The sequence below is a fragment of the Pseudomonas sp. NPDC089569 genome (assembly GCF_050280625.1).
Classification (GTDB): Bacteria; Pseudomonadota; Gammaproteobacteria; order Pseudomonadales; family Pseudomonadaceae; genus Aquipseudomonas.
Genome location: NZ_JBNNVQ010000027.1, coordinates 33,288 through 56,153, shown reverse-complemented (window position 1 = coordinate 56,153; position 22,866 = coordinate 33,288). Strand labels below are relative to the sequence as shown.

At 59.6% G+C, this 22,866-nt stretch carries 22 protein-coding genes, 1 tRNA gene and 1 pseudogene; 8 read left to right on the top strand and 16 right to left on the bottom strand.

The genetic code is table 11. The annotated features are described in order from the left end of the window. Window positions 1–371: 371 nt before the first annotated feature. The 7 genes from ACQKP2_RS13880 to ACQKP2_RS13850 all read right to left on the bottom strand — a co-directional run bounded on the left by ACQKP2_RS13880 (window position 372) and on the right by ACQKP2_RS13850 (window position 7,119). Window positions 372–1,382 carry a GlxA family transcriptional regulator gene (locus ACQKP2_RS13880; protein ID WP_427577190.1) on the bottom strand — a complete coding sequence of 337 codons (1,011 nt, stop codon included), beginning with the start codon at window positions 1,380–1,382 and terminating at the stop codon, window positions 372–374. A gap of 115 nt (window positions 1,383–1,497) precedes the next feature. Continuing rightward, entirely contained in the window at window positions 1,498–2,496 is a 999-nt protein-coding gene (locus ACQKP2_RS13875) for a 4-hydroxyproline epimerase (RefSeq protein WP_427577189.1), read from the bottom strand. A gap of 12 nt (window positions 2,497–2,508) precedes the next feature. Continuing rightward, window positions 2,509–3,360: an ABC transporter permease gene (locus ACQKP2_RS13870; RefSeq protein WP_427577187.1), complete on the bottom strand. Its 852-nt coding sequence runs from the start codon at window positions 3,358–3,360 to the stop codon at window positions 2,509–2,511. Next, window positions 3,357–4,205 (bottom strand): ABC transporter permease, encoded by an 849-nt coding sequence (locus ACQKP2_RS13865; protein ID WP_427577186.1) that lies wholly within the window; start codon window positions 4,203–4,205, stop codon window positions 3,357–3,359. The genes ACQKP2_RS13870 and ACQKP2_RS13865 overlap by 4 nt, the downstream gene beginning before the upstream one ends. Next, window positions 4,202–5,320, bottom strand: coding sequence for a quaternary amine ABC transporter ATP-binding protein (locus ACQKP2_RS13860; protein ID WP_427577185.1), 1,119 nt, complete (start codon window positions 5,318–5,320; stop codon window positions 4,202–4,204). Before ACQKP2_RS13860 ends, ACQKP2_RS13865 begins: the two co-directional genes overlap by 4 nt. 76 nt (window positions 5,321–5,396) lie before the next feature. After that, window positions 5,397–6,248: a glycine betaine ABC transporter substrate-binding protein gene (locus tag ACQKP2_RS13855; protein WP_427577184.1), complete on the bottom strand. Its 852-nt coding sequence runs from the start codon at window positions 6,246–6,248 to the stop codon at window positions 5,397–5,399. Between the two features lie 184 nt (window positions 6,249–6,432). Beyond that, a complete protein-coding gene (locus ACQKP2_RS13850; protein ID WP_427577183.1) occupies window positions 6,433–7,119 on the bottom strand; it encodes a GntR family transcriptional regulator in 687 nt (228 codons plus the stop codon). Between the two features lie 381 nt (window positions 7,120–7,500). Here ACQKP2_RS13850 and ACQKP2_RS13845 point away from each other — a divergent pair, with 381 nt between their 5' ends. Next, on the top strand, window positions 7,501–7,902 hold the full coding sequence (locus tag ACQKP2_RS13845) for a GFA family protein (protein ID WP_427577182.1): 402 nt from the start codon (window positions 7,501–7,503) through the stop codon (window positions 7,900–7,902). A gap of 105 nt (window positions 7,903–8,007) precedes the next feature. Here ACQKP2_RS13845 and ACQKP2_RS13840 read toward each other — a convergent pair whose 3' ends face one another. The 7 genes and pseudogenes from ACQKP2_RS13840 to ACQKP2_RS13810 form a co-directional block, all read right to left on the bottom strand. After that, window positions 8,008–8,703, bottom strand: coding sequence for a hypothetical protein (locus ACQKP2_RS13840; RefSeq protein ID WP_427577181.1), 696 nt, complete (start codon window positions 8,701–8,703; stop codon window positions 8,008–8,010). A 1-nt stretch (window position 8,704) separates the two neighbouring features. Next, window positions 8,705–8,941 (bottom strand): hypothetical protein, encoded by a 237-nt coding sequence (locus tag ACQKP2_RS13835; protein ID WP_427577179.1) that lies wholly within the window; start codon window positions 8,939–8,941, stop codon window positions 8,705–8,707. A 353-nt stretch (window positions 8,942–9,294) separates the two neighbouring features. Further along, window positions 9,295–9,423, bottom strand: coding sequence for a DUF7660 family protein (locus tag ACQKP2_RS13830; RefSeq protein WP_427577178.1), 129 nt, complete (start codon window positions 9,421–9,423; stop codon window positions 9,295–9,297). A 153-nt stretch (window positions 9,424–9,576) separates the two neighbouring features. Next, window positions 9,577–9,867 carry a hypothetical protein gene (locus ACQKP2_RS13825; RefSeq protein WP_427577177.1) on the bottom strand — a complete coding sequence of 97 codons (291 nt, stop codon included), beginning with the start codon at window positions 9,865–9,867 and terminating at the stop codon, window positions 9,577–9,579. Next, a pseudogene (locus ACQKP2_RS13820) lies at window positions 9,864–13,157 on the bottom strand (DUF637 domain-containing protein); the annotation flags it as partial. The pseudogene ACQKP2_RS13820 and the gene ACQKP2_RS13825, both read right to left, overlap by 4 nt. 190 nt (window positions 13,158–13,347) lie before the next feature. Beyond that, entirely contained in the window at window positions 13,348–13,980 is a 633-nt protein-coding gene (locus ACQKP2_RS13815; protein WP_427577176.1) for a glutamine cyclotransferase, read from the bottom strand. Between the two features lie 35 nt (window positions 13,981–14,015). Further along, on the bottom strand, window positions 14,016–15,236 hold the full coding sequence (locus tag ACQKP2_RS13810; protein ID WP_427577175.1) for a helix-turn-helix domain-containing protein: 1,221 nt from the start codon (window positions 15,234–15,236) through the stop codon (window positions 14,016–14,018). Window positions 15,237–15,402: 166 nt separating this feature from the next. On the opposite strand from ACQKP2_RS13810, the gene ACQKP2_RS13805 reads away from it, so the two are divergent. The 4 genes from ACQKP2_RS13805 to ACQKP2_RS13790 all read left to right on the top strand — a co-directional run bounded on the left by ACQKP2_RS13805 (window position 15,403) and on the right by ACQKP2_RS13790 (window position 17,383). Continuing rightward, window positions 15,403–15,681: a Rho-binding antiterminator gene (locus ACQKP2_RS13805; RefSeq protein WP_427577173.1), complete on the top strand. Its 279-nt coding sequence runs from the start codon at window positions 15,403–15,405 to the stop codon at window positions 15,679–15,681. Window positions 15,682–15,822: 141 nt separating this feature from the next. After that, window positions 15,823–16,275: an Ohr family peroxiredoxin gene (locus ACQKP2_RS13800; protein ID WP_427577171.1), complete on the top strand. Its 453-nt coding sequence runs from the start codon at window positions 15,823–15,825 to the stop codon at window positions 16,273–16,275. Window positions 16,276–16,348: 73 nt separating this feature from the next. Further along, entirely contained in the window at window positions 16,349–16,801 is a 453-nt protein-coding gene (locus tag ACQKP2_RS13795; protein WP_427577170.1) for an Ohr family peroxiredoxin, read from the top strand. A 129-nt stretch (window positions 16,802–16,930) separates the two neighbouring features. Continuing rightward, window positions 16,931–17,383 carry a MarR family winged helix-turn-helix transcriptional regulator gene (locus tag ACQKP2_RS13790; RefSeq protein WP_427577169.1) on the top strand — a complete coding sequence of 151 codons (453 nt, stop codon included), beginning with the start codon at window positions 16,931–16,933 and terminating at the stop codon, window positions 17,381–17,383. A gap of 116 nt (window positions 17,384–17,499) precedes the next feature. On the opposite strand, the gene ACQKP2_RS13785 is transcribed toward ACQKP2_RS13790, so the two are convergent. Together ACQKP2_RS13785 and ACQKP2_RS13780 are read right to left on the bottom strand one after the other, a co-directional pair. Next, window positions 17,500–18,600, bottom strand: a complete 1,101-nt coding sequence (locus ACQKP2_RS13785) for a polyamine ABC transporter substrate-binding protein (protein WP_427577167.1) — start codon at window positions 18,598–18,600, stop codon at window positions 17,500–17,502. A 300-nt stretch (window positions 18,601–18,900) separates the two neighbouring features. Beyond that, window positions 18,901–18,975 (bottom strand) — tRNA-Gln (locus ACQKP2_RS13780). Window positions 18,976–19,358: 383 nt separating this feature from the next. Here ACQKP2_RS13780 and ACQKP2_RS13775 point away from each other — a divergent pair. The 3 genes from ACQKP2_RS13775 (at window position 19,359) to ACQKP2_RS13765 (ending at window position 22,658) form a co-directional block, all read left to right on the top strand. After that, window positions 19,359–21,068, top strand: a complete 1,710-nt coding sequence (locus ACQKP2_RS13775) for an amidase (RefSeq protein WP_427577165.1) — start codon at window positions 19,359–19,361, stop codon at window positions 21,066–21,068. A 557-nt stretch (window positions 21,069–21,625) separates the two neighbouring features. Then, on the top strand, window positions 21,626–22,294 hold the full coding sequence (locus ACQKP2_RS13770) for a glutathione S-transferase family protein (RefSeq protein ID WP_427577163.1): 669 nt from the start codon (window positions 21,626–21,628) through the stop codon (window positions 22,292–22,294). A gap of 94 nt (window positions 22,295–22,388) precedes the next feature. Further along, window positions 22,389–22,658: a hypothetical protein gene (locus tag ACQKP2_RS13765; RefSeq protein WP_427577162.1), complete on the top strand. Its 270-nt coding sequence runs from the start codon at window positions 22,389–22,391 to the stop codon at window positions 22,656–22,658. The last annotated feature ends 208 nt before the right edge of the window (window positions 22,659–22,866 follow it).

The following is a 22,866-nucleotide window of genomic DNA, read 5'->3' as shown; positions in this document are numbered from 1 at the left end:
TGATGAGTGGTTGTCGAGGGTTGGTTTCCGAGAGGCTCCGCGTCCCCTCCAGAGCCGAACGCGGAGCGTCCGTTGCGGCGTTCCCACGCGGAGCATGGGAACGATCGGAAGACCGGGTGATAGATCGTTCCCACGCTCCGCGTGGGAATGCAGCCCGGGACGCTCCGCGTCCCCTCCCGAGCCGAACGCGGAGCGTCCGTTGAGGCGTTCCCACGCAGAGCATGGGAACGATCAGGGAACCGGGTGATAGATCGTTCCCACGCTCCGCGTGGGAATGCAGCCCGGGATGCTCCGCGTCCCCTCCCGAGCCGAACGCCGAGCGTCCGTTGAGGCGTTCCCACGCAGAGCGTGGGAACGATCGGAAGACAGGGCTATTTGACCAGCCGGGTTTCCCTGGATGGCCGATAACCGAAGTAGGAGCTGTAGCATTTGCTGAAGTGGCTGGGCGAAACGAATCCGCAGGCCACCGAGACTTCGACGATGGTCAGTGTGGTGTGCTGCAACAGGCGTCGCGCTTCGGTGATGCGCAAGTCCATGTAGTAGCGCTGCGGCGTGGTGCCCAACTGCTCCTTGAACAAACGCTCGATCTGGCGCCGGGAACGGCCCGCATAAACGCACAGCGCGTCCATCTCCAGCGGTTCTTCGAGGTTGGCGTCCATCAGGTTGACCACCTCACGCAGCGGGCCGCTGACCGAGGCATTGAGCGAAGGCTTGATGCGTCGGTAGCGTGAAGCCTCGAACGCCAGAATGTCTTCGATGCCGTCGGTCAACGCCTTGTCGTGCAAGCCCCTGATCCATTCCAGCGCCATATAGAACGTACCGTTCGGACTGGAGGCGGTCAGGCGATCGCGGTCCACCACATAGGCTTCGCTGGTGACCTGGGTCAGCTTGGCGATTTCCGCCAGCGCCGGGCGATGCTCCGGGTGAATGGCGCAACGATAACCGTCCAGCAGCCCGGCACGGCCGAGAAACCAGGCACCGTTCCACAGCCCCGCCAGGGTTACGCCCTGCTCGGCCGCGTCGTGCAAAAGCCCGATCAATGCCTCGTCGGCCTTGAGCGTCGTGCGGTAACCGCCACACACCACCAGCAAATCCAGCGCCTGAATCTCGGCATGGCTCAGACATGCATCGGGCCGGATCACCAGCCCCAGATCGCTGATCACTTCGCCATCGGTCAAGCCGAAGGTTTTCGTGGAAAACAGCTCCGGTCGCAGCAGGTTGGCGGTGACGACGGTATCGAGCGCCTGGGTGAAGGCCGGCAACGAAAAATGCTCCAGCAGCAAAAAGCCTGCCCTCGCCCGGACCGACTGGCCTTCGTGCTCCTTGAGGTAGCGCAGGTTCTTACCCTTCATGCCACCGCTGAACTGACGTCGTTCTACCAACGCACGCCTCGCTTCGTCGCCTGGACGACCTTGTGATTCAACGCCTTGATACCTGTCACTCCCGAGCGCAAAGTCCGAAATCCGCGAGCCGCAATCGGCTCGCTGCGCGCTCTGTTTACGCAAGTTGAAACCCGTGGGCAAGCGGATCTTTTTCATCGACGAAAATTGTGTTGTGGCCGATCACTTCCGCCCAGCCGCTGATACTCGGTTTTATCCCGTCGAATTCTCCCACTCGGGTCGCGGCCTCGACCTTCCCTTCGAAGATCGTCCCGATCAGGCTTTCATGGCGGAACGTATCCCCTACCTTCAAGCGGCCCTTGCCGAACAACTGCGCCATGCGCGCCGATGTCCCGGTGCCGCCGGGTGAGCGGTCGATGGCTTTTTCACCATAGAACACTGCACAGCGACCATGGGCGTTGAGGCTTTGGGCCTTGTCGCACCAGATCACGTGGTGCACGCCATTGATGCGCGGGTCGTCCGGGTGGACGGGATGGCAGGCCAGGGCGACCGCTTCGCGCAGTTTCTGGCTCAGGTCGACAATGTCCGCTGCCTTCATGCCTTCCAGCCCGGTCCAGTTTTGCTGGGGCTCGACCACTGCGTAGAAATTGCCGCCGTAGGCGATGTCCACGCTCAACGTCCCGACGCCCTCGACCTGCACGACCAGGTCCGCGCTGTGCAGGTAGCTGGCGACGTTGAACAAGCGAATCGACTCGACTGACCGCCCCTCCACGACGTACTCGACATCCACCCGCCCCGCCGGCGTTTCGATAGCCAGCTTGCCGGGTTCGCGTGGTTCGACCAGGCCTTCCTCGATGGCGACGGTGGCCAGGCCGATGGTCCCGGCGCCACACATCGGCAGGCAGCCGCTGACCTCGATGAACAGCACGCCGACGTCACAATCTTCACGCACGGACGGGTAAAGAATCGCGCCGGACATGATGTCGTGGCCACGGGGCTCGAACATCAGCGCGGTGCGTACCCAGTCATGTTCACGGACGAACATCTCCCGTCGCTCGACCATCGACACCGATGGCAGCAACGGCCCTCCGCCTGCGACAACCCGCACCGGGTTGCCGCAGGCGTGTGAATCAATACAGAAAAAACTGCGTCTCATGCTGACAATCTCTCAGACCATTTGCCGTGGGGAATGACGTTGCAAGGCACCGCGCGACAAGCGATCGAGCAGCAAGGCGACCGCCACGATGGCCAGGCCGGCGCGAAGGCCCAGGCCCATCTCCATGCGTGTCAGGCCACGGGTAACTTCCGCGCCAAGGCCACCGGCGCCTACCAACCCTGCCAATACCACCATCGCCAGCGACAGCAGGATGCATTGGTTCAGCCCGACCAGGAGCGTCGGCGCGGCCGTCGGCAATTCGATCTTGAACAGAATCGAACGTGGCGAGGCGCCCAACGCTTGGCCCAGCTCCAGCAGATCCTTGGGCAGTTGCTTGAACGCCAGCGTGGTCAGACGCAGCATCGGCGGGATGCCATAGACGATGGTGGCAATGATGGCCGGCACGCGGCCGAGGCTGAACAACATCACGGCCGGAATCAGGTACACCCACGGTGGTACGGTCTGCATCACGTTGAGAATGGGCAGGAACGCGTCATCGACCCGCTTGACCCGTGCCGCCAGCACCCCCAGGGGAAAGGCGACCGCCACTGAAATCAGCACCGCCACCGAAACCAGGGCGATAGTCTGCATCGACGCCACCCACAATCCCGAGAACAGGCAGAACGCCAACATCAGCCCGGCAAAAATCGCCACGCGCAGGCTGGCGAAGAAGAACGCCAATACCACCACCGCCGCAATCAGCGCATAGGCCGGTGGCGCCAGCAAGGCGGTTTCGATGCCGCCCAAGGTCGTCTCGATCACCTTGCTGATCAGCACGAACAGACCGTGCAGATTGGCGTTCAACCAATCGATGGCGGGGGCGAGAAATTCGCCGGGAGAGAAACGCATATCCGCAAGGCTCATTGACTGTCTCCCATCCGCGACCGCGCCGCACTTTGCGCGAGCCGGTCGAGGATCATGGTCAGAATCACGATGGCAATCGCCGCGTTGATCGACTTGGCGATATCCAGCGTACGCACCGCGCCGTAGATCGATTCACCCAGGCCGCCGGAGCCGACAATGCCGGCAATCACCACCATGCCGAACGCCATCATCAGGCTCTGATTGACCCCGGCCATGATGCTCGGCATGGCGAACGGCAAGCGGATCTTGAAGAACATCTGCAACCCGGTCACACCGCTGGCCTCGCCCAGTTCTATGAACTCCTTGGGTGTCATGCGGATGCCCAGGGAGGTCAGGCGCAACGCCGGAGGCACCGCGACGATGAAGGTCGCCAGCAGCGCAGTCGCAGGACCGTAGCCGAGCAGCGCAATCGCCGGCAGCAGGTAGATGTAGGGCGGCAAGGTCTGCACCAGGTCCAGGCAAGGGTCGACCACGCGATCCACCACCGGCGCCAGGCCCGCCAGCACACCCAGCGGCACGGCCACCAGCAACGCCAGTACCGTAGCCGTCAGCACCAGCGCCAGGGTGCTGACGGTTTCCGGCCATAAGCCGATGACGGCACAGGCGAACAGCGCCAGGGTCGACAGCACCGCGAAGCGGACTCCGACCATGCGCCAGCCGATCAGGCCGATGATGATTGCAACGACATAAAACGGCGGGTAGGCCAGGCACCACAGCACGCCTTTGAAAATGCCCTGCAGCAACGTATTGAAGGTCTCGAAGACCGACTCGCCATGCTCGGAAAGCCACTCCAGGCCCGCGTCGACCGCCGAGTCGAATTGCGCGGAAAAATCGGGCGTACTCATGTCGACGCCTCCAGGACGGTGTTCGCCTGTTCGGCTGCGTTGTCGTTAGGCAGGCCTTGTACGCCGCGCAGCAGATCGCGCGGTGTGATGACGCCCACCACTGCTGCGTTTTTCACCACGACGACGGCGTCGAGTTCGGATGCCGTGGTCAGGCTGATCAGTTCGTTGATATCGGCCTCGGCCGACGCTTTCGGCAACCGGGACAGGTCGCAGTCCGGATGAGCGGCCTGGAACACTGCCACCGGTGTCATCACCGAATGCGCCTTGACCAGGTGCAAGCGGGAGATGCCGGCGACGAACTCGGCTACATAATCGTCGGCCGGGTTGAGGACAATCTCCTCGGCGGTGCCGACCTGGATGATCACACCATCCTTCATGATCGCAATGCGGTCGCCGATGCGAATCGCCTCGTCCAGGTCGTGGGTGATGAACACGGCGGACTTGCCCAGTTCCTTGGTCAACTGGCGAAACTCGTCCTGCAGTTGCCGGCGAATCAACGGGTCCAGCGCACTGAAGGGCTCGTCCATGAGGATCACTTCGGGGTCCGCGGTAATCGCCCGCGCCAGGCCGACCCGCTGCTGCATCCCGCCCGACAGTTCACTGGGATAACGCGACGCCCAGTCTGTCAGGCCGACCTTGGCCAGCGCCCGCTCCGCCACTTTGTATCGCTCGGCCTTGCCGACGCCCTGTACCTCCAGGCCGAATGCGGTGTTTTCCAACACCGTGCGATTGGGCAGCAAGGCGACGCTCTGGAACACCATGCCGATATTGCGCGCCCGCACCTCGCGCAATTGCGCGGCAGACAGGGCGGACAGATCGTTGCCCTTGACCAGCACCTTGCCGGAGCTGGGCGTGATCAATTTGTTGAGCAGCCTGATCAGGGTGGACTTGCCACTGCCGGACAGTCCCATGATGCAGAAGATCTCGCCGCGACGAACCTGCAGGCTGACGTCGGATACCCCGACCACACAACCGTAATCCTGCAGGATCTGTGTCTTGCCGAGTCCCTTTTGCACCACGGCATCCATCGCTGCCTTGGCGTTCTGGCCGAAGATTTTCCAGACTGACTGACAATCGACGAGTACTTCGTTGGTGTCTATTTGGACTGTATTCATTGGTTTGCCTATTGAACCAGTTGTGCTGGTTTTTCTAATTGATCAAAACTCGGCAGTGGCATGAAAAAGTGTAGCGTCAGGGTTTTTTAATGTTTTCCCAGCGTTTCAGCAGATCGGCATTTTTGGTCGTCCAGTCGTTGACGGCCTGCTCCATGCTTTTGCCGTCCTTGACCTGGCCGTTGATATTGGTGATATCAGCCAGCGGCACATAAACACTCGCCATCACTTCACGGGCGTGCGGGTACTCCTCGGAGAAACCTTTATGGCCGATCCAGTAGTAGCCTTGTGGTGGAGGGAATACGCCTTTCGGATCTTTCAGGAACTTGAGATCAAACTTCTGCGCCATCCAGGACGGCTCCCAAACGGTCACGGCCACCCACTCCTTGCGATCGACCGCCGACTTCAGGGCCGCCGTCATGGCCGCCGTACTGCCTTCGAGCAGTTGCAGCTTGATCCCATAATCCTTGACGGCCTTGGTGGCGTCGCTCATCAGACCGGAACCCGGTTCGATGCCGATGATCTTGCCGCCGAATTTGTCGGCGTTGTCGTTCAACTGTTCGATGGAGTCGATGTCGACGTACTTGGGCACGGCGATGGCCTGGTACAGGCCATAGGAAACCGGCGACAGTTTTTCCAGGCGGTTCTTGTTCTTGTTCCAGTAGTCCTGTGCCGCATAGTCGGTTTGCGACGCCAGCACCTGGATATCACCCTTGGTCAGTGCCGCGTAGGCAATACCCCACTCGGAAAACTCGATGACCTTGACCGTATAACCGGAATCTTCCAGCACCTTCTTGGTAATGCCGGTAATGGGCGTCAAATCTTCCCAGGACAAAGTCCCGACAGTAATGGTTTTCTCCTCGGCGTGAACAGGCAGGATAAACATGCCCATTAACACGACCGCGCAAATTGCCTTCCAGATTTTGTTCATGGCATTCCTCGATCTTTGGTTAAACCTGTTTTTATTAGCCTCTAAACAATAGAAGCCCGTGGTGCGAAACTTTTAGTCCACCATCCGGTTTAGCGTTTATTGCCTGTTGATTCATGCCTGAACCAACACTCAATGCAGTCTGCCTCGCTGGCAGAAACTCATATTGATCGGGCCGGGATCAATATTATTTAAGTACAAAGGGCAAGTCGGCCTTCATCCCTTGCGGCGCAATGAACATTTCCATGTTTTCACGGGAAAGTTCCCAGTGTTCGAACACCAGATCGACCACCGCACTTTCGTCACGATTCTCGATGGCAACAATGAATGAATCGTGGTGCTCGGCCGAAAGTTGCAAGCGTTGCTCGGTATCCTCGTCGCGAGGGCGGAAGAACGTATGACCGATGCGCGCATGATCGATCAGCAACCGCTCCAGGCTCGGCTCCAGATACTGGTTGCCGGCCATTTCACCCATGATCGCGTGGAACCGATTGTTCTCCACCACCATCATCAAGGCATCGCGCGCTACCGTTGCTGCGCGGAAACGACGCTGGGTCTCCTTCAGGTCGGCCAACTGATGGGACTTGAAGTTCTGCACCGCCAGTCGACCGATCGCCGCGTAGACCATCGGCGCCACCAGGAAGAAGTTGCGCAAGGTCGAGTGGTTCATCGGAATCACCCGCGCGCCGCGGTTCTCGCGGATATCGATATAGCCCTCACCGGCCAGACGCCGGAACACCTCACGCACCGGCGTCCTGGAAAGGCCATAGCGCTCGCTGATCGCCACCTCGTCCAGCGCCTCGTCAGGATCGAGCTCCATCGTGAGAATCTGGCGCTTGAGGTCGTCATAAAGAGTGCTCTTGCCGTTTTTCACAAAAGACCTCCGGGGTAGCGAAACTGCGTTTATTAGTGTTGTTGAAATCAGATTCGCACGGGTTTCGGGGACCGTCAATGCTTTGTATTTTATTTGTATACAGAGAAAATACTGCAAGAACACACATGAAAAATGGCTCCAGCCCTTTGAAAACAGGGGGTTGGATTTGCAGGGTTGCGATGGGTGGGTCGTTAACAGGAATGTTTTTTGTCGCGGATTGGATGGTCTTGCTGACTGTGGCCGTGGTGGTTGGGGGAGTCGGTAGTCAGAGGGCGACACGGCGGGAACCGAGCGCGACGTCGATGCGGCACGCAAGGCAACCCGCCGATTCTTGCCCCACTGCGCTAAAGTGGCGCGACGCTATCAGAGGATCACCGCAACATGAATGAGTTTTTTCAGGGCAGCTGCCTCTGCGGTGCAGTCACCTATTGCATATCGACAGCGTTGAAAGCCGTCACCCATTGCCATTGCAGAAAGTGCCGGAAAAGCCATGGCGCGGCCTTCGCGACTTACGCGAGCGCTCCGGCCTCGGCAGTCTCGATCCTGACCGGTGTAGAAGCACTCAAGGGCTATGAGTCATCCGAAGGCGTAACACGCCGGTTCTGCGGCACCTGCGGCTCTTCGCTTTTCTGGTCTGATTCCAAGGGTGCTTTTTCGCAGTGGATCTCGATTGCTATCGCTACCCTGGATACGCCGTTCTCTGTGAAGAAGCAGAAACACAGCTGCGTCGGTGAGAAGGCGAGTTGGTACGAAATAGATGCGCGACATCCACAGACGATTTGAGTCCCAGGGCTGATCTTTCATGACGGCCGATGCACTAACTTCACCTTTCCGCTACCACCACCGCCGCAGAAAAACCGCTCGCTGCCATCGGATTAGGGAAAAGGGTTACTTCAAGTCCTGAGCGAGAAACCTGCTGGCTATCTCGGTCACGCCTTTAAGCGCCAGACGCAGTGTCTGCGGCTCCGTACGGTACTGCAACGGCGTGTAGCCATAATCATTACCGCTGCTGAAAGGCGTCACCCCTTCTGCTTGTCGCCACAGTTGTTCATCACCCCGTTTCATCACCGCGTCCACCCTGATCACCGGGTAGACCACGCTGCTGAACCCTTGCGTCAGGGCAAAACCCCAGCTATCGACCGTCAGCTGAATCTGCACATCGGCCGTTTCGTCATCGCCTACCATTTTGAGCGACGGGTTACGGGCCAGCTCGGCGGCAAAGTTCGCCCTCAGCAGCTCGCCCAGGTCGATTTTTTCGGCCTCCATGACATAAAGAATCGCCTGAGCCGTCGGCATCGATGCCAACTCACCAGCCTTCAGGCCTGCCGCGAAACCCGCACCGGTCAAGGCACTAGTGCCTACGCGGGACGTCCCGCTCGCCATCCCGACACCCGCCCCCAGCCCGGCCCCCAACGCCGCCGCCCAAGCCTGCTCGCGCCCCATGTAACTCATCTGCTGGCGTTCCCACTTAACAGGCAAGACCTTCACGGTCTTGATTTCGGCACGGTGTTCAGGCGTGAGTTTCTGGTTGGTGCAACCTGCTATGAGGAACACGGTAAACAGTACGAAGAATAGTTTTTTCACATCAATCCTTATGCTTCATCCAGCGGGACACAAGGCTCAACGGGACAGAGCATTTGAGTGAAATGCCTGCCCGAAGGCTTTCGCTTTTATCCCATCGAAGCTCGATCCTTTGGAAATCGAGCGTGATAGCAATATAGTGGCGCGCAATGTTAGACGGCTGGGTTTTTGGCGTCAAATAATCATCATCACGCGTCAAGTGAACGATTGCGCTGATATCTTTGCCGGTGATGGAGAGCACGCCCTCCACTTGCCTGCGTCAGGTCATTGTCGGCGCTGGTGATTCGTTCCGGTCGTAGCCAGTAATGAGGAAACGGGTTCGACGAGGTTCAGCCAAGCAGGTTGAGATAAAGGGAAACCCTGCGGTTAGAAGCTGCAGGGCGAGTTGGCTTTTATCCTCGACTTGAGACCGGTTAATGGGTGTCCCCTTTTCCGCGCCTTTTCCGTTCAACAGAAAATCGTTGCGCAGATGCTCGATGCCCTGATTGCTCAGGCCACGGCCAAAGCGAGCGGTGAAGGAAGGGAAATTTTGCAGTAAGCAGATAAAACAACACCGGCACGAGACCGGTGTTGAGTGAAGTCTATGTAGAACAACTATTCATAAATTTTCGATGCACACAATATCTTTGCAAAAGTACTCCAGCTAGGGCTAGTAACATCACTATCGCCAGAGTTTTTTGCATACATATCTATTGACCTAATCCAGGCTTCCATTGCAGCCAAAAATCTCTCTAAAACTTAAAGGGGACAGATTTATTTTTTAGATTATGAACACACCTTTCAACCCGGCAATCCTTTCAGAAAAATAAATCCGTCCCCTTTTCCTTTTTCTTAAGTTAATAAACTCGTCGGCGCTTGGAATACCTTTTGCACCAACTAGATTTTAAGAAAAATAGAAAAATCCGGCCCCAGTTCACTTCTTAGGCTTTCAGCCAATCGTTCTCCCTCCTGCTTGAATTCGCGCTCTAATTCTTCACTCTTGAATCCAGAATTTGGCGGATAATCAGAATCGAGTGTTTCATCGTACATGGCAGCCCACTTTGATAGACGCCGCTGAAGCTCTTCAGAGATAGGAAGCTCGCAAGGAGCTATGTCCCCATACTCATCGGGGGACATATTCCAAAGCGGATGACATTGATAATCCGCCATCAACTTTATTTTTTTCACTTAACGCTCCCTCTTGGATTTGCACCGACGACAAACCCGTTGTCGCCAACGGTCACAGCAATCCGCTGCGATTGCCCATTTATAGTTAACTCATAAATTGGACGCCCAGTTCCAGAGCCTTGATAACCAACGAACCTACCCTCAGAAACCGCCTTCATTACCACGCCCGGGATCTCAGCCTCAGACACGCCCATCTGAGCAAATTGGCTTCCATGCTCTTCAATAATGTGCTGCAACCCGGCTTTTGAGTTTCCAGTTTCTAGGAATACAACCTTGCCATTAGAACTGCGAGTCGTTGCAATGACATTCTCAGGTGTAAATTTCACACCATTAGCAGCTAACTCATCAAGCAAAGATGTGTTCAGAGTGCCTTTTGCACCAGCTCCACCAAGACCTTTGAACGCTCCCGCCCCGCCGGACGCCGAGAGCATTAGAGCGATTGCCATTTCCCCCCAATACTCAGGCTCGCTCAACATCATACCGTAGCTTTCAGCCGCCTTGGCACCTTGCCCCTTGTTTGCATAAAGTAGGGTTGAGGCTAAATCAAGCTGCCATTGCGTTGAGTACCTGAAGGCCTCCTGCATCTCCGTAGGAAGCGCCACGTAGGCGTTGTACTCGGTAGGCTCCATGATCATCCATGGTTTACCAGACTCGTCCAGCAACGTATAGCTAACAGGATTTGAAGCAGCATCCGTGTTCAGTACAGCATTACCGAGATTCTGAGAGTGCTCCCCCGCCATTTTTAATATCGTTGAACACCCAGCTCCACTCTTATCGTTTGAGCAGGCTTCGTACTTTTCCTGAAACTCGTCAAAATGACTCTGGAAGTTATATAACGTCGCATTGTTGGCAACCCACGCCCCTGTTTGCAAAGCGTTCGGGTCATCACCCCCTTGCGTCGACGCGGCAACAACCCCAACGATCTGAGAAGCCATTGATAGCAGGTCGGGGTTGCCACTGACCAAATTGTTCAGATCTACGATAAGCGCTTCATTCGCTCCCGCCGCCAGTGCCCCCGTCTTGAAATCCCCACCGGTTATTTCAGCCAGTAATCCACCGACCATCGCATGGATAGCGATTTTCTGTAGAGACCCGTCATCAAATACCCCTTTCGTGTAGTCACCGACGGCATTGAAACTGGCTGCTGCCAAGGTGTTGAACAAGGCGGTTTTCAGCGCGTCACTAGCACTCCCCCCTTGTCCAAGCGCCTTGCTCAATAGCGCTGATGTTTCGCCTTGCAATATTTGATTGCCGGCAAACCGACCAATCCCTTCCAGACTGCTCAGATCAACAGTGACTGCCTTTGTAAACGGGTTAGTCGATGTCTTTACAATGCCGTCAAACAAACCAGCAGTTATTCCAGCCGTTAACCCCGAAATGACATACCCTTTCAGTGAATCCGAAGACGTCACATCTTTGAATACGGCACCCAGATTTCCTCCGTTGTTGATGAAACTGGTGGCTGCATTTGTAGCAGCCCCAGTAGCCACAGCGGCCAAACCTGTCGCTCCGATAGTTCCAATACTGGCAGACATCGCACTCAGTGCCGCAGGTCCCACAACAGCCGCCATGACAATCGCAATGATCATCTGCGCTGCCGGCCCCAATCCCGAACTGTCGTACTTGAACGACTCGTGGATCTCCTTGACCAGTCGCCAGTCGACGTCCCCACGTGCCTCGGCGTCTTTGAGCCACGCCAACTGCGGATCCGCCTGCACCATGGCATCAATGGTCTGGCTGACAGTTTGCTGGTCCACTTCCTTGATGCCGATGTTCAGGCCGTCGACCGCCTTGATCACGATGTTGCCGTTGGCAATCATCTGCGTCTGACGCAACGTCTCATCGGTATTGCCTTTACCCGACATCGATGTCCACGCCAAGCTGTTGTTGCTCTTCTCGTGACTCTCCTGATGCAGGTCCTTCACCGCCTCAAACGTGATGCTCCCACCACTGTCCAGGGTGATGTCCTTGCCGCTGTCCAGCTTCGCCACCTGATAGCGCTGGTCGCCGCCGCTGACCAGGGTCAGGTTGCCGCCGCTGGTGATCTCGCTGCCGACGTAGGTCACGTCGGTGACTTCGTCGCGGCGGGTGGCCTTTTGGCCGAAGCTGCCTTTTTTCTTTTTGTCGTACAGCGAGTAGTCGCTGTCTTGTGCGGCCAGCAGGTCGAGGTTGTTGCCGGCGACCAGGTAGGCTTCGTTGCCCGCCGTGATGCGGCTGGAGATCAGGGCCAGGTCGTTGCCGGCGCTGAGCGACAGGTTGCCGCCGGCCGTGAGGGTGCTGGCGATTTGTTTGACGTGGTCTTCCTGGGTGGTGACGCTCTTGGTCTTGGAGTAAGAGTGACTTTCGTCGGCGGCCGAGGCGATGCTCAGGTCGCCTTGTGCCGTCAGGTCGATGTTGCGTTGCGCGGTGAGGTCGCTGGCGATGATGCCGAGGTCACGGCCGGCGCTCAGGCTGATGTCGCGCCCGGCGTCCAGGCTCGATCCGAATTGCGTCACCGAGCTTCTTTGCCGGCTGCCGCCGGTGTCCGCGCTCTGCTGTTCGGCCGAGACGATATTGAGGTCGCGTCCGGCCTGGATGGTCGTATCGCGGCCACTGCTGAGCACGCCGCCGCTGTTGAGCAGGTCCCGGCCTGCGGTAATGGACAGGTCGTTGGCCGCTTCGATGCGCGCGGCGCTGTCCAGATAGTTGCGCTGTTGGCTGTAGCCGTTGCTGCTGAGCTCCGCGCTGGTGACCGTGCGTTCGTTGATCACATCGCCGTTGCGGGTCGTCAGGGACACATCGCGTCCGGCAATGACACCGCCGGACTTGTTGACGATGTTGTTGCCGGCGGACAAGTCGAGACGGCTGCCGGCTTCGATCAGACCGCTGTTGGTCAGGTCCTGCCCGGCGGAGGCGGTCAGGTTGTTGGTGGCGCGCAGGGTGCCGGCGTTGTTCAGGTCCTGCCCGGCGATCAGCGTGACATCGCTGCCCTGGATCAATGCCCCGTTCGGTGCCAGGCGGTTGTTGGCCTGGGCCAGGTACAGCACCGGCACCAGCACCTTCTCGCCGTTCACTTCCTGCTCTTCGAGCCAGACGATGTCGTGGGTCAAGGCAGCCACTTGCTGGGCCGTCAGGGTCACGCCCACGGACAGGTTGAGCTCGTCCTTGCTGGCGATGGCGTTGTTCATCAGGTACTTGAACATGGCCTCGTCGGAGGTCTGGCCATCGATGAAGCGCTGACCGGTGCGTTCGACCACCGCCTGCTGGATCAGGCGTTGTTCGTAGAAGCCGTCACCCAGGCGCATGGCGGATGACTAAACCCGGCCACTCCGGCTCAAGAAAGAGAAGCCTCCTGTAAGGAGGTCGGAAGAGCCGCTGGAAATTCCATGCGTTTAAACAGATGCCGCGCAGGGCAAGGGAAAGGTTGCCGCCATGCCCTGCGCAAAGGCAAAAACACGACGGCATCGATGCTTCGGCGAGGTCGATTTCAAGCCGGTCAGTTCAGGAAGGACGACGTACCACCCTCACCTTCCCGCTCCCCCCGCCGCCGCAAAAAAACCGTTCGCCCCCGTCGAACTCAAGCCCCGACACGCCGATGCCGGCGGGCAGCTTGAGGCTTTCCAGCACTTCGCCCGACGCCTGATCGATCCGGCGCAGTTCGCTCTCATCGTCTTCCCAGGTGCCGTGCCAAAGCGCGCCTTCGACCCAGGTCACGCCGGTGACGAAGCGGTTGGATTCCAGGGTGCGCAATATCGCGCCGCTCTCGGGGTCGATCTGGTGAATCTTGCGCTCGCGGTATTGCCCGACCCACAGCGTGCCTTCGGCCCAGGTCAGACCTGAGTCGTTGCCACCACCGGGGGCGGGGATGGTGGCGAGGATGCGACCGGTCTGGGGGTCGATCTTGTGGATGCGGTCCTCGGCAATCTGGAACAGGTGCCGGCCGTCGAAGGCAGTACCGGCATGGGCGGCGACGTCGATGGAGCGCAGGGTCCTGCCGCTGTCAGGGTCCAGCGCATTGATTTTTTCGCCACTGGCAAACCAGACCTGGTGACCGTCCCAGGTCAGGCCGTGCACGTGGTCGACACCTTCGAAGGGACCATATTCACGGAGAATTTCGGCGGCTGACTGTTTCATGTGGGCATTCCTCAAAAGGGCTTGGAAGCTTCATCCTAGCCACCGGGCAGCGGCACCGGGAGTAACAAGGTCGTCGCGAAACCGGGCACCGGCGGCATCATCCAGCGCCGTGCCCGTCCCTTTCCAAAAGACTGCACCCTGCCTTTTGCCGCCAGTGCATCGAGGGCCCGTTGCACGGTGCGCTGGCTGCTGCCCAGCGCCATTGCCAGGGCCGAACTCGACCAGGACTCGCCATCGCCCACCAGGGCGAACACGGCGGCGTACTTTTCCTCCACGGGCGGTATCAGCAGCACGACATCCGTCGCGTCCTGCGCCACCAGGGTAAAACCGCACCGGGTCGCGATCACATCAGCCAGGGGTTTCAATACGGCGCGCAACCGGCCGATTTCAACCCGCAAGCGGACGCGATGGGATTCATCGCTGAGCTTCAAGCGAAACGCCCGGGCAATCAGGGCTTCACGCGGCACATCCGCCGGCCAGGCCTCGGCCAGTGTTCGCGCGAGGGTGAACAGGATGGGCCGCGTCGCCAGCGACACCGACAGGCCGGTGCCCTGCACGACGTAGCGACAGGCATCCACCACCAGCGATGACGATGCGAGCAGCGCTTGCACATCGTCGAGCAACAGCGGCCGCTGTTCTCCCTGAACCCTGGAATGCGCCACGGGACTGTCGAGCATCCGCACTGCACAGTCGACTTCCGCCATCAATGCGGCAATACCCGATTGGCGCGCCGCAAGCCCCGCCCTGGCAAGCGCAGCGCGGGCGGCCTGTGCTTGCAGGTGGCGCATGGCGATCCCTGCCGCGACCAGTTCATGGGTGGCCCGTAATGAAGGGGGCACGGTGGCCGGATCCAGCAGCGCCAGTTGCTCGCTGGCCTGATCAAGCTGCCCGATCAGCAACAGCCGGCGGATTGCCAGGTACCGTGCATGGGCCGCATTGAGCCAGTCACCGTGGCTCTCCAGCGTGACCCGTGCCGCATCAAGGGCTCCGGCCGGCCAGCCAAGATCCCGTGAAGCCAATGCAATCTCGGCTTCGGCGACAATGCAGCGTGCCCGAGCCATGGCCTCTTTCGCTCCGAACGCCCTCGCCGCCCGACGCACCAGCGTTCGAGCCCGCGCCAGCTCCCCCAGTTGCGCCATGGCAATCCCGCGCAGCGCCAGTGCCGGCGCGTCGTCACGCAACGCAACCCGGTTCAATGCGCCGAGCGGATCGCCCGCCGCCAGCGCCTGCGCGGCGGCATTGATCAACGAGTCCATTGCCGTCCGGCCATGGCTGTCACTCCTGCGATGGGATACCCGTGTTTAGTCCAACTCGCGGCTATTCACCAGCAACGCACAGCGCGGTGTCGATGCATTGATGCAAAAAACCCTCGGGAGCAAGATAGTGCGTCAGAGCAAGGCCAACCCTGTCAGGAGTGATGCCATGAACACGTATCAGCCCATGAACTGTGACCTGTACGACTATCTGGAGATCGCCTGCATGCGCGGTTATCGGCTGGATGTCGAACTCAAGGACGGCGCCCGCTTCGAGGCCAGGGCACTGACCACGCGGACCTCCAGCGAAAAGGAAGAATTCCTCACCCTGGAAACGGCTGACGGCCAACAGGAGATTCGTCTGGACCAGCTGCTGGCCATCACCCCCCTGGATGCCAATGCGCAGTTCGGTCGGGTGGCCTTTTCCGACGCGGTCTGTACCTTCTAGCAATACCCACGACCGCTCGTCGCCAGGGGCCAAAAATAACGTTGACGTTGATTGGGTTCTGCAGGAATATTATTTCCATCGTATGCGATTTATACGCACACGATAACAAATCAAATCCTGCGTACCCCTGAGGATTCACCCATGAGCAAGATCGAAAAAGTTCTCTTCACCGGCAAGACCCACACCACCCTGAGCAGCGTCGGCAACACGTCGCGTGGCCATGGCGGCAACCTCGATATCGAACTGTCCTCGCCCGGCACCGCACAACCAAGCCATGTATTCGCCGCCACCCAGCCGCATCCGAAAGCCGAGCAACTGTTCGCCGGCGCTTGGTCCGCCTGCTACACCGCCGCGGTCGGGCTGGTGGCACAGGAGCGCAACATCGTCCTGCCGGCCGACCTGGCCGTCGACATCGAGGTGGACCTGGGCCAGACGGGGCCGGCCTACTTCCTTCAGGCCCGATTGACGCTGCGCGTGCCGGGGCTGGCACAGGATGTCGCGACTGAACTGGCGCACATTGCCGACTCGATCTGCCCCTACTCCAAGGCAACACGCGGCAATATCGACGTTGCCCTGAACGTGATCACGGCCTAGTTTTTTTGATCATACATATCGCATGCGATGTAATTGCACACAAACACTTACCTGCAATCTTGAGGAAATCATCATGAGCAAGATCGAAAAAGTCCTGGTCACCGGCAAAACCCACACCACCCACAACAGCGCCGGCAAAACCTCGCGTGGCCATAACGGCAACCTCGACATCGTGCTGTCGTCGCCCGGCGAAGCCACTCCCGCTCACGTGCTGACCGGTGTCCAGCCACACCCGAAGGCCGAGCAACTGTTCGCCGGTGCCTGGTCGGCCTGCTACATCGCAGCAGTGGGCCTGGCAGCCCAACAAATGAAGGTGACGCTGCCGGAGGATACGGCGGTCGATATCGAAGTGGATCTGGGCCAGACCGGGGCGGCCTACTTCCTCCAGGCGCGACTGACCCTGCGTGTGCCGGGACTGTCCCAGGAAGTCGCCACTGAACTTGCGCACAATGCCGACGCGATCTGCCCGTACTCCAAGGCAACCCGCGGCAACATTGACGTGGCCATCAACGCCCTCATCGCGTAACGCAATCGGCGACCGGTTACCGGGGGTTTACCCGGTAACCGGTTGTCGGCCGTCCAACGGTCCAGCACTTCCGACACCATCGCACACGACGTATAGTTTCAGCCTTGCTCGACTATCCAAGAGACCGTCATGAAAACCACTGACAAGACATCCGCGCTGGATCTCAAGCTCTCCGAGTTCCTGTGTTTTGCGGTCTATTCCACCAACCTGGCCTTCGGCAAGGCCTACAAGCCGATGCTCGAACGGCTCGGCCTGACCTATACGCAATACATCACGCTGGTGGCGCTGTGGGAGCAAGATCATCAGACCGTGGGCAGTCTCGGTGAAAAGCTGTTCCTGGAATCCAACACCCTGACCCCGATCCTGAAAAAACTCGAGGCCATGGGTTACCTGCTGCGCCAGCGCGACCCGGAAGATGAACGCCAGGTGCGCATCAGCCTGACCCCGGAAGGTCGCAGCCTGCGCGAAGAACTGACGGAGGACGGCTTCCCGCAAACCGGCCTTGATCCCGATGATTTCGTGAAGATGCAACAGGCGATCGTGGCGCTGCGCAACAACCTGATCCGCACGACGAACAAATAACCTGTAGGAGCGAGCACGCTCGCGATGGTCGTCAACGAAAACGCGTTCTGTCTGAATGCACGCGTTGCCTGGACGTCCATCGCGAGCGTGCTCGCTCCTACACAGGGGGGTGGGTGTTAGGTGTCGGACTTGATGGCCGTCCACACACGGGTCCGTACCCGTTCGAGTTTCTGCGGCAGCGGCTGCACCACGTAAAGGGTTTTCAGTGCCTCGCTGGTGGGCGTCAGGTCGGCGTTGCCGGTGATGTCCTTGTTGATCAACGGCAGTGAGTCCTTGTTGGCATTGGGGTAACCGAGGAAGTCGCTGATGGGGGCGATGACTTTCGGGTCCAGCAGGTTGTTGAGGAATTCGTGGGCCTCGGCGACGTTCGTCGCGCTCTTGGGAATGGCGAAGGTGTCAAACCAGATCGGCGCGCCCTCTTTCGGCAAGCGCCAGTCCACCACCACGCCGTTGCCGGCCTCCTTGGCGCGGTTGCCGAACTGGTAGAAGCTGCCGGAGTAACCGATGGCGACGCAGATATCGCCATTGGCGATGTCGGTCATGTACTTGGCGGAGTTGAAGTAGGTGACGTAAGGCCGGATCTTCATCATCAACGCCTTGGCCTTTTCATAGTCGTCGGGGTTCTGGCTGTTGGGGTCCAGGCCGAGATAATGCAGGGCCAGCGGCAGGATTTCCGACGGCGAGTCGAGCATCGCCACGCCGCACGACTTGAGCTTCTCCATGTTCTCGGGCTTGAACACCAGGTCCCAGCTGTTCACCGGGGCGTTGTCACCCAGTGCCGCCTTGACTTTCGCCGGGTTGAAACCGATCAAAACGGTGCCGTACATGTAAGGCACACCGTACTGGTTGCCGGGATCGTTGGCATCGAGCAACTTGAGCAGTGCCGGGTCCTGATGTTGCCAGTTGGGCAGTTTGGACTTGTCCAGTTTCTGGAACACACCGGCCTTGATCTGGGTTTCGATGAACTGGTTCGACGGCACCACCAGATCGTAACCGGAGTTGCCGGTCAGCAGCTTGGCTTCCAGGGACTCGTTGGTGTCGAAGGTGTCCCAGGTCACTTTGATGCCGGTGTGCGTGGCGAAGTCCTTGGGCACCGACGGCAGGATGTAGTCCGCCCAGTTGTAAACCCTCAACTCGCGCTGTTCGGCGTGCACCGCGCTGGCCAGCAGCGACAGCCCACACACCGTGGCGCCCAGAATGCGTTTCATGGTTTCCATGGATCAGTTCCCCAATGTCAGTTCGATGATTGTTATGTTTTTGAACACGGCAGCGGCACGCAAGGCGGCCAAGGGCAAGGAAGATCAAGAATCTGGTTATGAATTCGGGCGGCGCTGGTCAGTCAGCCATCCGGTTCCGATTCTTGCTGACCATCCCGGGGCTTCACAGCGTGAGGTTGGCCAAAAAGAGATCGAAATGGCCATTATCCGTGTCCGGATAAATCGACCAGGGCAAAGGCGGCGGGATATTTCGCGGGCAAGAAAAAACGCCAGCTCCAATGGAACTGGCGTTTCGAAAGATGGCAGGGGCGGCTGGATTCGAACCAACGCATGGCAGGATCAAAACCTGCTGCCTTACCGCTTGGCGACGCCCCTGCAAATGTTGCGACGAGTGCCTGGCACTCGGCTCTCAGTCAGCGGTCTTTACAGGCCCCTGCGCTGGAGTGGGCGAGAATTTATCAACTTTTGTTTCGACTGGGAAGCCCTTCCGGTAACAATTTTCTTTTAAAACAGCGACTTGTTTATCGAACCTGACGCAGGTAGCACGCCTGGAGGGCATCGGGCGCACTGCAATATCGACTTTTCTGCGGCGTTTTTGTACAAAATTTCAACGCCGAGGTTGAAATTCTGCTCGCGTCGGGTAAGTCTGTGCACCTGAAAGTCGATTAATATCGACTTTCAGGTGCACAATGACACGCTCGGGATCGCCCCCGAGCCGACATTTGCCGAATTCCCTATCAGTAGCCGGTAACCACCGCATGATCGAAGTCACCGAAGTTTCCATTGCTCAACTGCGCAGCGCGCTCGAATCCGGCCAGACCACCTCGGTCGAACTGGTCCAGGCCTATCTGGCCCGGATCGACGCCTATGACGGCCCCGACACCCCGACCGCCCTCAATGCGGTGGTGGTTCGCAACCCCGAGGCGCTCAAGGAAGCGCAAGCGTCCGATGACCGTCGGGCCAAAGGCGCGACCCTGGGCCCGCTCGACGGCATCCCCTACACGGCCAAGGACAGTTATCTGGTCAAGGGCCTGACCGCCGCTTCGGGCAGCCCGGCCTTCAAGGACCTGGTCGCTTACCGCGATGCGTTCACCATCGAACGGCTGCGCGCCGCCGGTGCCATTTGCCTGGGCAAGACCAACATGCCGCCCATGGCCAACGGCGGCATGCAGCGCGGCGTTTACGGCCGCGCGGAGAGCCCTTACAACGCCGATTACCTCACCGCCCCTTTTGCCTCGGGTTCGTCGAACGGCGCCGGCACTGCCACCGCTGCGAGTTTTGCGGCATTCGGGCTGGCCGAAGAAACCTGGTCGAGCGGGCGCGGCCCGGCGACGAACAACGGCCTGTGCGCCTATACGCCTTCGCGCGGCGTGATTTCGGTACGTGGCAACTGGCCGCTGACGCCGACCATGGACGTGGTCGTGCCGTTTGCCCGGACCATGGCCGACTTGCTCGAAGTGCTCGATGTGGTCGTCGCTGAAGATCCGGATACACGGGGCGACCTGTGGCGCCTGCAACCCTGGGTGCCGATTCCGAGCGTCGCCTCGGTGCGCCCCGCTTCCTATCACGAATTGGCGGCCAAGGCCGACTCCCTGGCCGGCAAGCGTTTCGGCGTTCCGCGCATGTACATCAACGCCGACCCCGAAGCCGGCACCAGCGAAGCGCCAGGCATCGGTGGCCCGACCGGCCAGCGCATCAACACCCGTCCTTCGGTGATCGGCTTGTGGGAGCAGGCGCGCAAGGCGCTGGAAGCTGCCGGTGCCGAAGTCATCGAAGTGGACTTCCCGCTGGTATCCAATTGCGAAGGCGATCGTCCCGGCGCGCCGACCGTGTTCAACCGCGGCATCGTCTCCAAGGAATTCCTGCACCACGAATTGTGGGACCTGACGGCCTGGGCGTTCGATGACTTCCTGCAAGCCAACGGCGATCCGAAACTCAACCGCCTGGTCGATGTCGACGGTCCGCTGATTTTCCCTCACGACCCGGGCACCCTGCCCAACCGTGAAGGCGACCTGGCCGCCGGCATGGACGAGTACGTGAAAATGGCCGAACGCGGCATCACGCCGTGGGACAAGATCACCACCGTGCCGGATGGGCTGCGCGGCCTTGAACAGACGCGCAAGCTCGACCTTGAAGACTGGATGGATCGTCTGGGCCTGGATGCGGTGCTGTTCCCGACGGTGGCGGACGTGGGACCTGCGGATGCCGATATCAATCCGGCTTCCGCGGACATCGCCTGGAGCAACGGTGTGTGGGTGGCCAACGGCAACCTGGCCATCCGTCACCTGGGTGTTCCGACAGTCACCGTGCCGATGGGCATCATGCCGGACATCGGCATGCCGATCGGCCTGACCTTCGCGGGTCGCGCCTATGACGACTCGGCACTGCTGCGCTTCGCCTCGGCGTTCGAGTCCACCGGCAGCAAGCGCCAGATCCCGCCGCGCACGCCACCTTTGACCCGCCAGTAACCACCGCACCCATGTGGGAGCGAGCCTGCTCGCGATGGCGTCGGATCAGTCAACATTCGGGTTGATTGTTCTACCGCTTTCGCGAGCAGGCTCGCTCCCACAGCTCATTGCGGTGGCGCAGCGAGCGGTGTGGCACCTCCGAAAACGCCTTCGCTTGTAGGAGCCAGGCTTGCCGGCGAAGAACGATAACGCCATGCACCTGATACACCGCGCTGCCTGGTTCGCGGGCAAGCCTCGCTCCTACAGGTGATCGTTTGATCGTTCCCACGCTCTGCGTGGGAATGCAGCCCGGGACGCTCCGCGTCCCAAAATCAACAGCCGAACGCAGAGCGTCCGTTGAGGCATTCCCACGCAGAGCGTGGGAACGATCAGCAACGCGGTCTGACGTCGTGTGGAGCCTCCGAAAACGCCTTCGCGGGCAAGCCTCGCTCCTACAGGCACGCGACACACCACGATTGTGTGGCCGTCCCCACCTCCGCAGGAGCCAGTCAAAACACATCGCGACCTGCTACAGGGTGGTCAATACTGCATGTCACCCTTGTACCGAGGAGTTCAACATGCCCCTGACTCTGTACTACCACCCGCTGTCGTCGTTCTGCCACAAGGTGCTGGTTGCGCTTTACGAGCACGCCATCGACTTCGACAGGCGCATCATCGACCTCTCCAGCGCCACCGACCGGGCCGAGCTCGAAGCGCTCTGGCCACTGTGCAAATTCCCGGTGATCTTCGATCACGATCGCAAGCGGGCCGTGCCGGAATCGAGTGTGATCATCGAATACCTGGACCGCTTGTCGGGCGACCGGCATCGGCTGATCCCCGATGATCGGGACAGTGCCCTGGAGGTGAGGCTGTGGGACCGTTTTTTCGACCACTACATCCAGGGACCGCTGCAACAGATCGTCGCCGATCACCTGTACGCAACCCACGGTGACCTGACGAAACAACGCAACACCTTATTGACCGCCTACGACATGCTCGAACGCCAGTTGGGCCTGAACGAGTGGGCAGCCAGCGCCGATTTCAGCCTGGCCGACTGCGCCGCCGCCCCGGCGCTGTTCTATGCCTGCACGTTGGTGCCGTTTCCTGACGATCACCCTCAACTGAGCGCTTATTTCGACCGCCTGACCCGGCGGCCGTCCGTTCAACGGGTCATCGATGAGGCCAGGCCTTACTTTTCCCTGTATCCGTTTGCCGAGGCCATTGCCGAGCGGTTTCGCACGCCGTAGCCAGAACCAATGACGCTTGGCCCGCGCCTTGCTTTAGCTGATGTCGCCACAGGGGAATCCCCCAAACGGGCGCAATCGGCGGAGGTGTTCATTCATGGCCGGGCAAGCAACTCTGACTCTGATGATGGCTATGCTGGCAGGCGTCGTGATCGTCATGCTGGCGATACTCGCGGCGGCCACGCTGGCGGCAGCACTGGTGACAGCCGCCAGCGTGGCCGCCGCGGGCCTTGCCGGGCGGTTCCTGGCGGATGCCTGCACGCCGCAGCAATTGATGCTGATGGCGACCCTGCAAACCGGCAGCCTGGCAACCGTCACCGAGCTCATGCAGCAGGTCAATCTGGCGATGATCACCGCCACTATTTAGCCACTATTTTCAGCGACTTAATGGATCGCAAGCACTCCCCACAACGCCAACCCATCACAGGTAAATTCCCCAATATCGGGGAGAGTTTCGTCGCCGCGGTTGCGAGCACGCCGATCCGGGCCTAAGGTCCAGACAACACGTTTTGCCGCGACCATCGCGATGACTTGTCGCTGGTTTGCGGCCACCCATTGATGGTTCCCGCAGCGAG

Coding starts and splice junctions, on each gene's coding strand:
- ACQKP2_RS13875 (WP_427577189.1), bottom strand. CDS start 2,496: ATGAGACGCAGTTTTTTCTGTATTGATTCACACGCCTGCGGCAACCCG.
- ACQKP2_RS13870 (WP_427577187.1), bottom strand. CDS start 3,360: ATGAGCCTTGCGGATATGCGTTTCTCTCCCGGCGAATTTCTCGCCCCC.
- ACQKP2_RS13865 (WP_427577186.1), bottom strand. CDS start 4,205: ATGAGTACGCCCGATTTTTCCGCGCAATTCGACTCGGCGGTCGACGCG.
- ACQKP2_RS13860 (WP_427577185.1), bottom strand. CDS start 5,320: ATGAATACAGTCCAAATAGACACCAACGAAGTACTCGTCGATTGTCAG.
- ACQKP2_RS13855 (WP_427577184.1), bottom strand. CDS start 6,248: ATGAACAAAATCTGGAAGGCAATTTGCGCGGTCGTGTTAATGGGCATG.
- ACQKP2_RS13845 (WP_427577182.1), top strand. CDS start 7,501: ATGAATGAGTTTTTTCAGGGCAGCTGCCTCTGCGGTGCAGTCACCTAT.
- ACQKP2_RS13815 (WP_427577176.1), bottom strand. CDS start 13,980: ATGAAACAGTCAGCCGCCGAAATTCTCCGTGAATATGGTCCCTTCGAA.
- ACQKP2_RS13810 (WP_427577175.1), bottom strand. CDS start 15,236: ATGGACTCGTTGATCAATGCCGCCGCGCAGGCGCTGGCGGCGGGCGAT.
- ACQKP2_RS13805 (WP_427577173.1), top strand. CDS start 15,403: ATGAACACGTATCAGCCCATGAACTGTGACCTGTACGACTATCTGGAG.
- ACQKP2_RS13800 (WP_427577171.1), top strand. CDS start 15,823: ATGAGCAAGATCGAAAAAGTTCTCTTCACCGGCAAGACCCACACCACC.
- ACQKP2_RS13795 (WP_427577170.1), top strand. CDS start 16,349: ATGAGCAAGATCGAAAAAGTCCTGGTCACCGGCAAAACCCACACCACC.
- ACQKP2_RS13790 (WP_427577169.1), top strand. CDS start 16,931: ATGAAAACCACTGACAAGACATCCGCGCTGGATCTCAAGCTCTCCGAG.
- ACQKP2_RS13785 (WP_427577167.1), bottom strand. CDS start 18,600: ATGGAAACCATGAAACGCATTCTGGGCGCCACGGTGTGTGGGCTGTCG.
- ACQKP2_RS13775 (WP_427577165.1), top strand. CDS start 19,359: ATGATCGAAGTCACCGAAGTTTCCATTGCTCAACTGCGCAGCGCGCTC.
- ACQKP2_RS13770 (WP_427577163.1), top strand. CDS start 21,626: ATGCCCCTGACTCTGTACTACCACCCGCTGTCGTCGTTCTGCCACAAG.
- ACQKP2_RS13765 (WP_427577162.1), top strand. CDS start 22,389: ATGGCCGGGCAAGCAACTCTGACTCTGATGATGGCTATGCTGGCAGGC.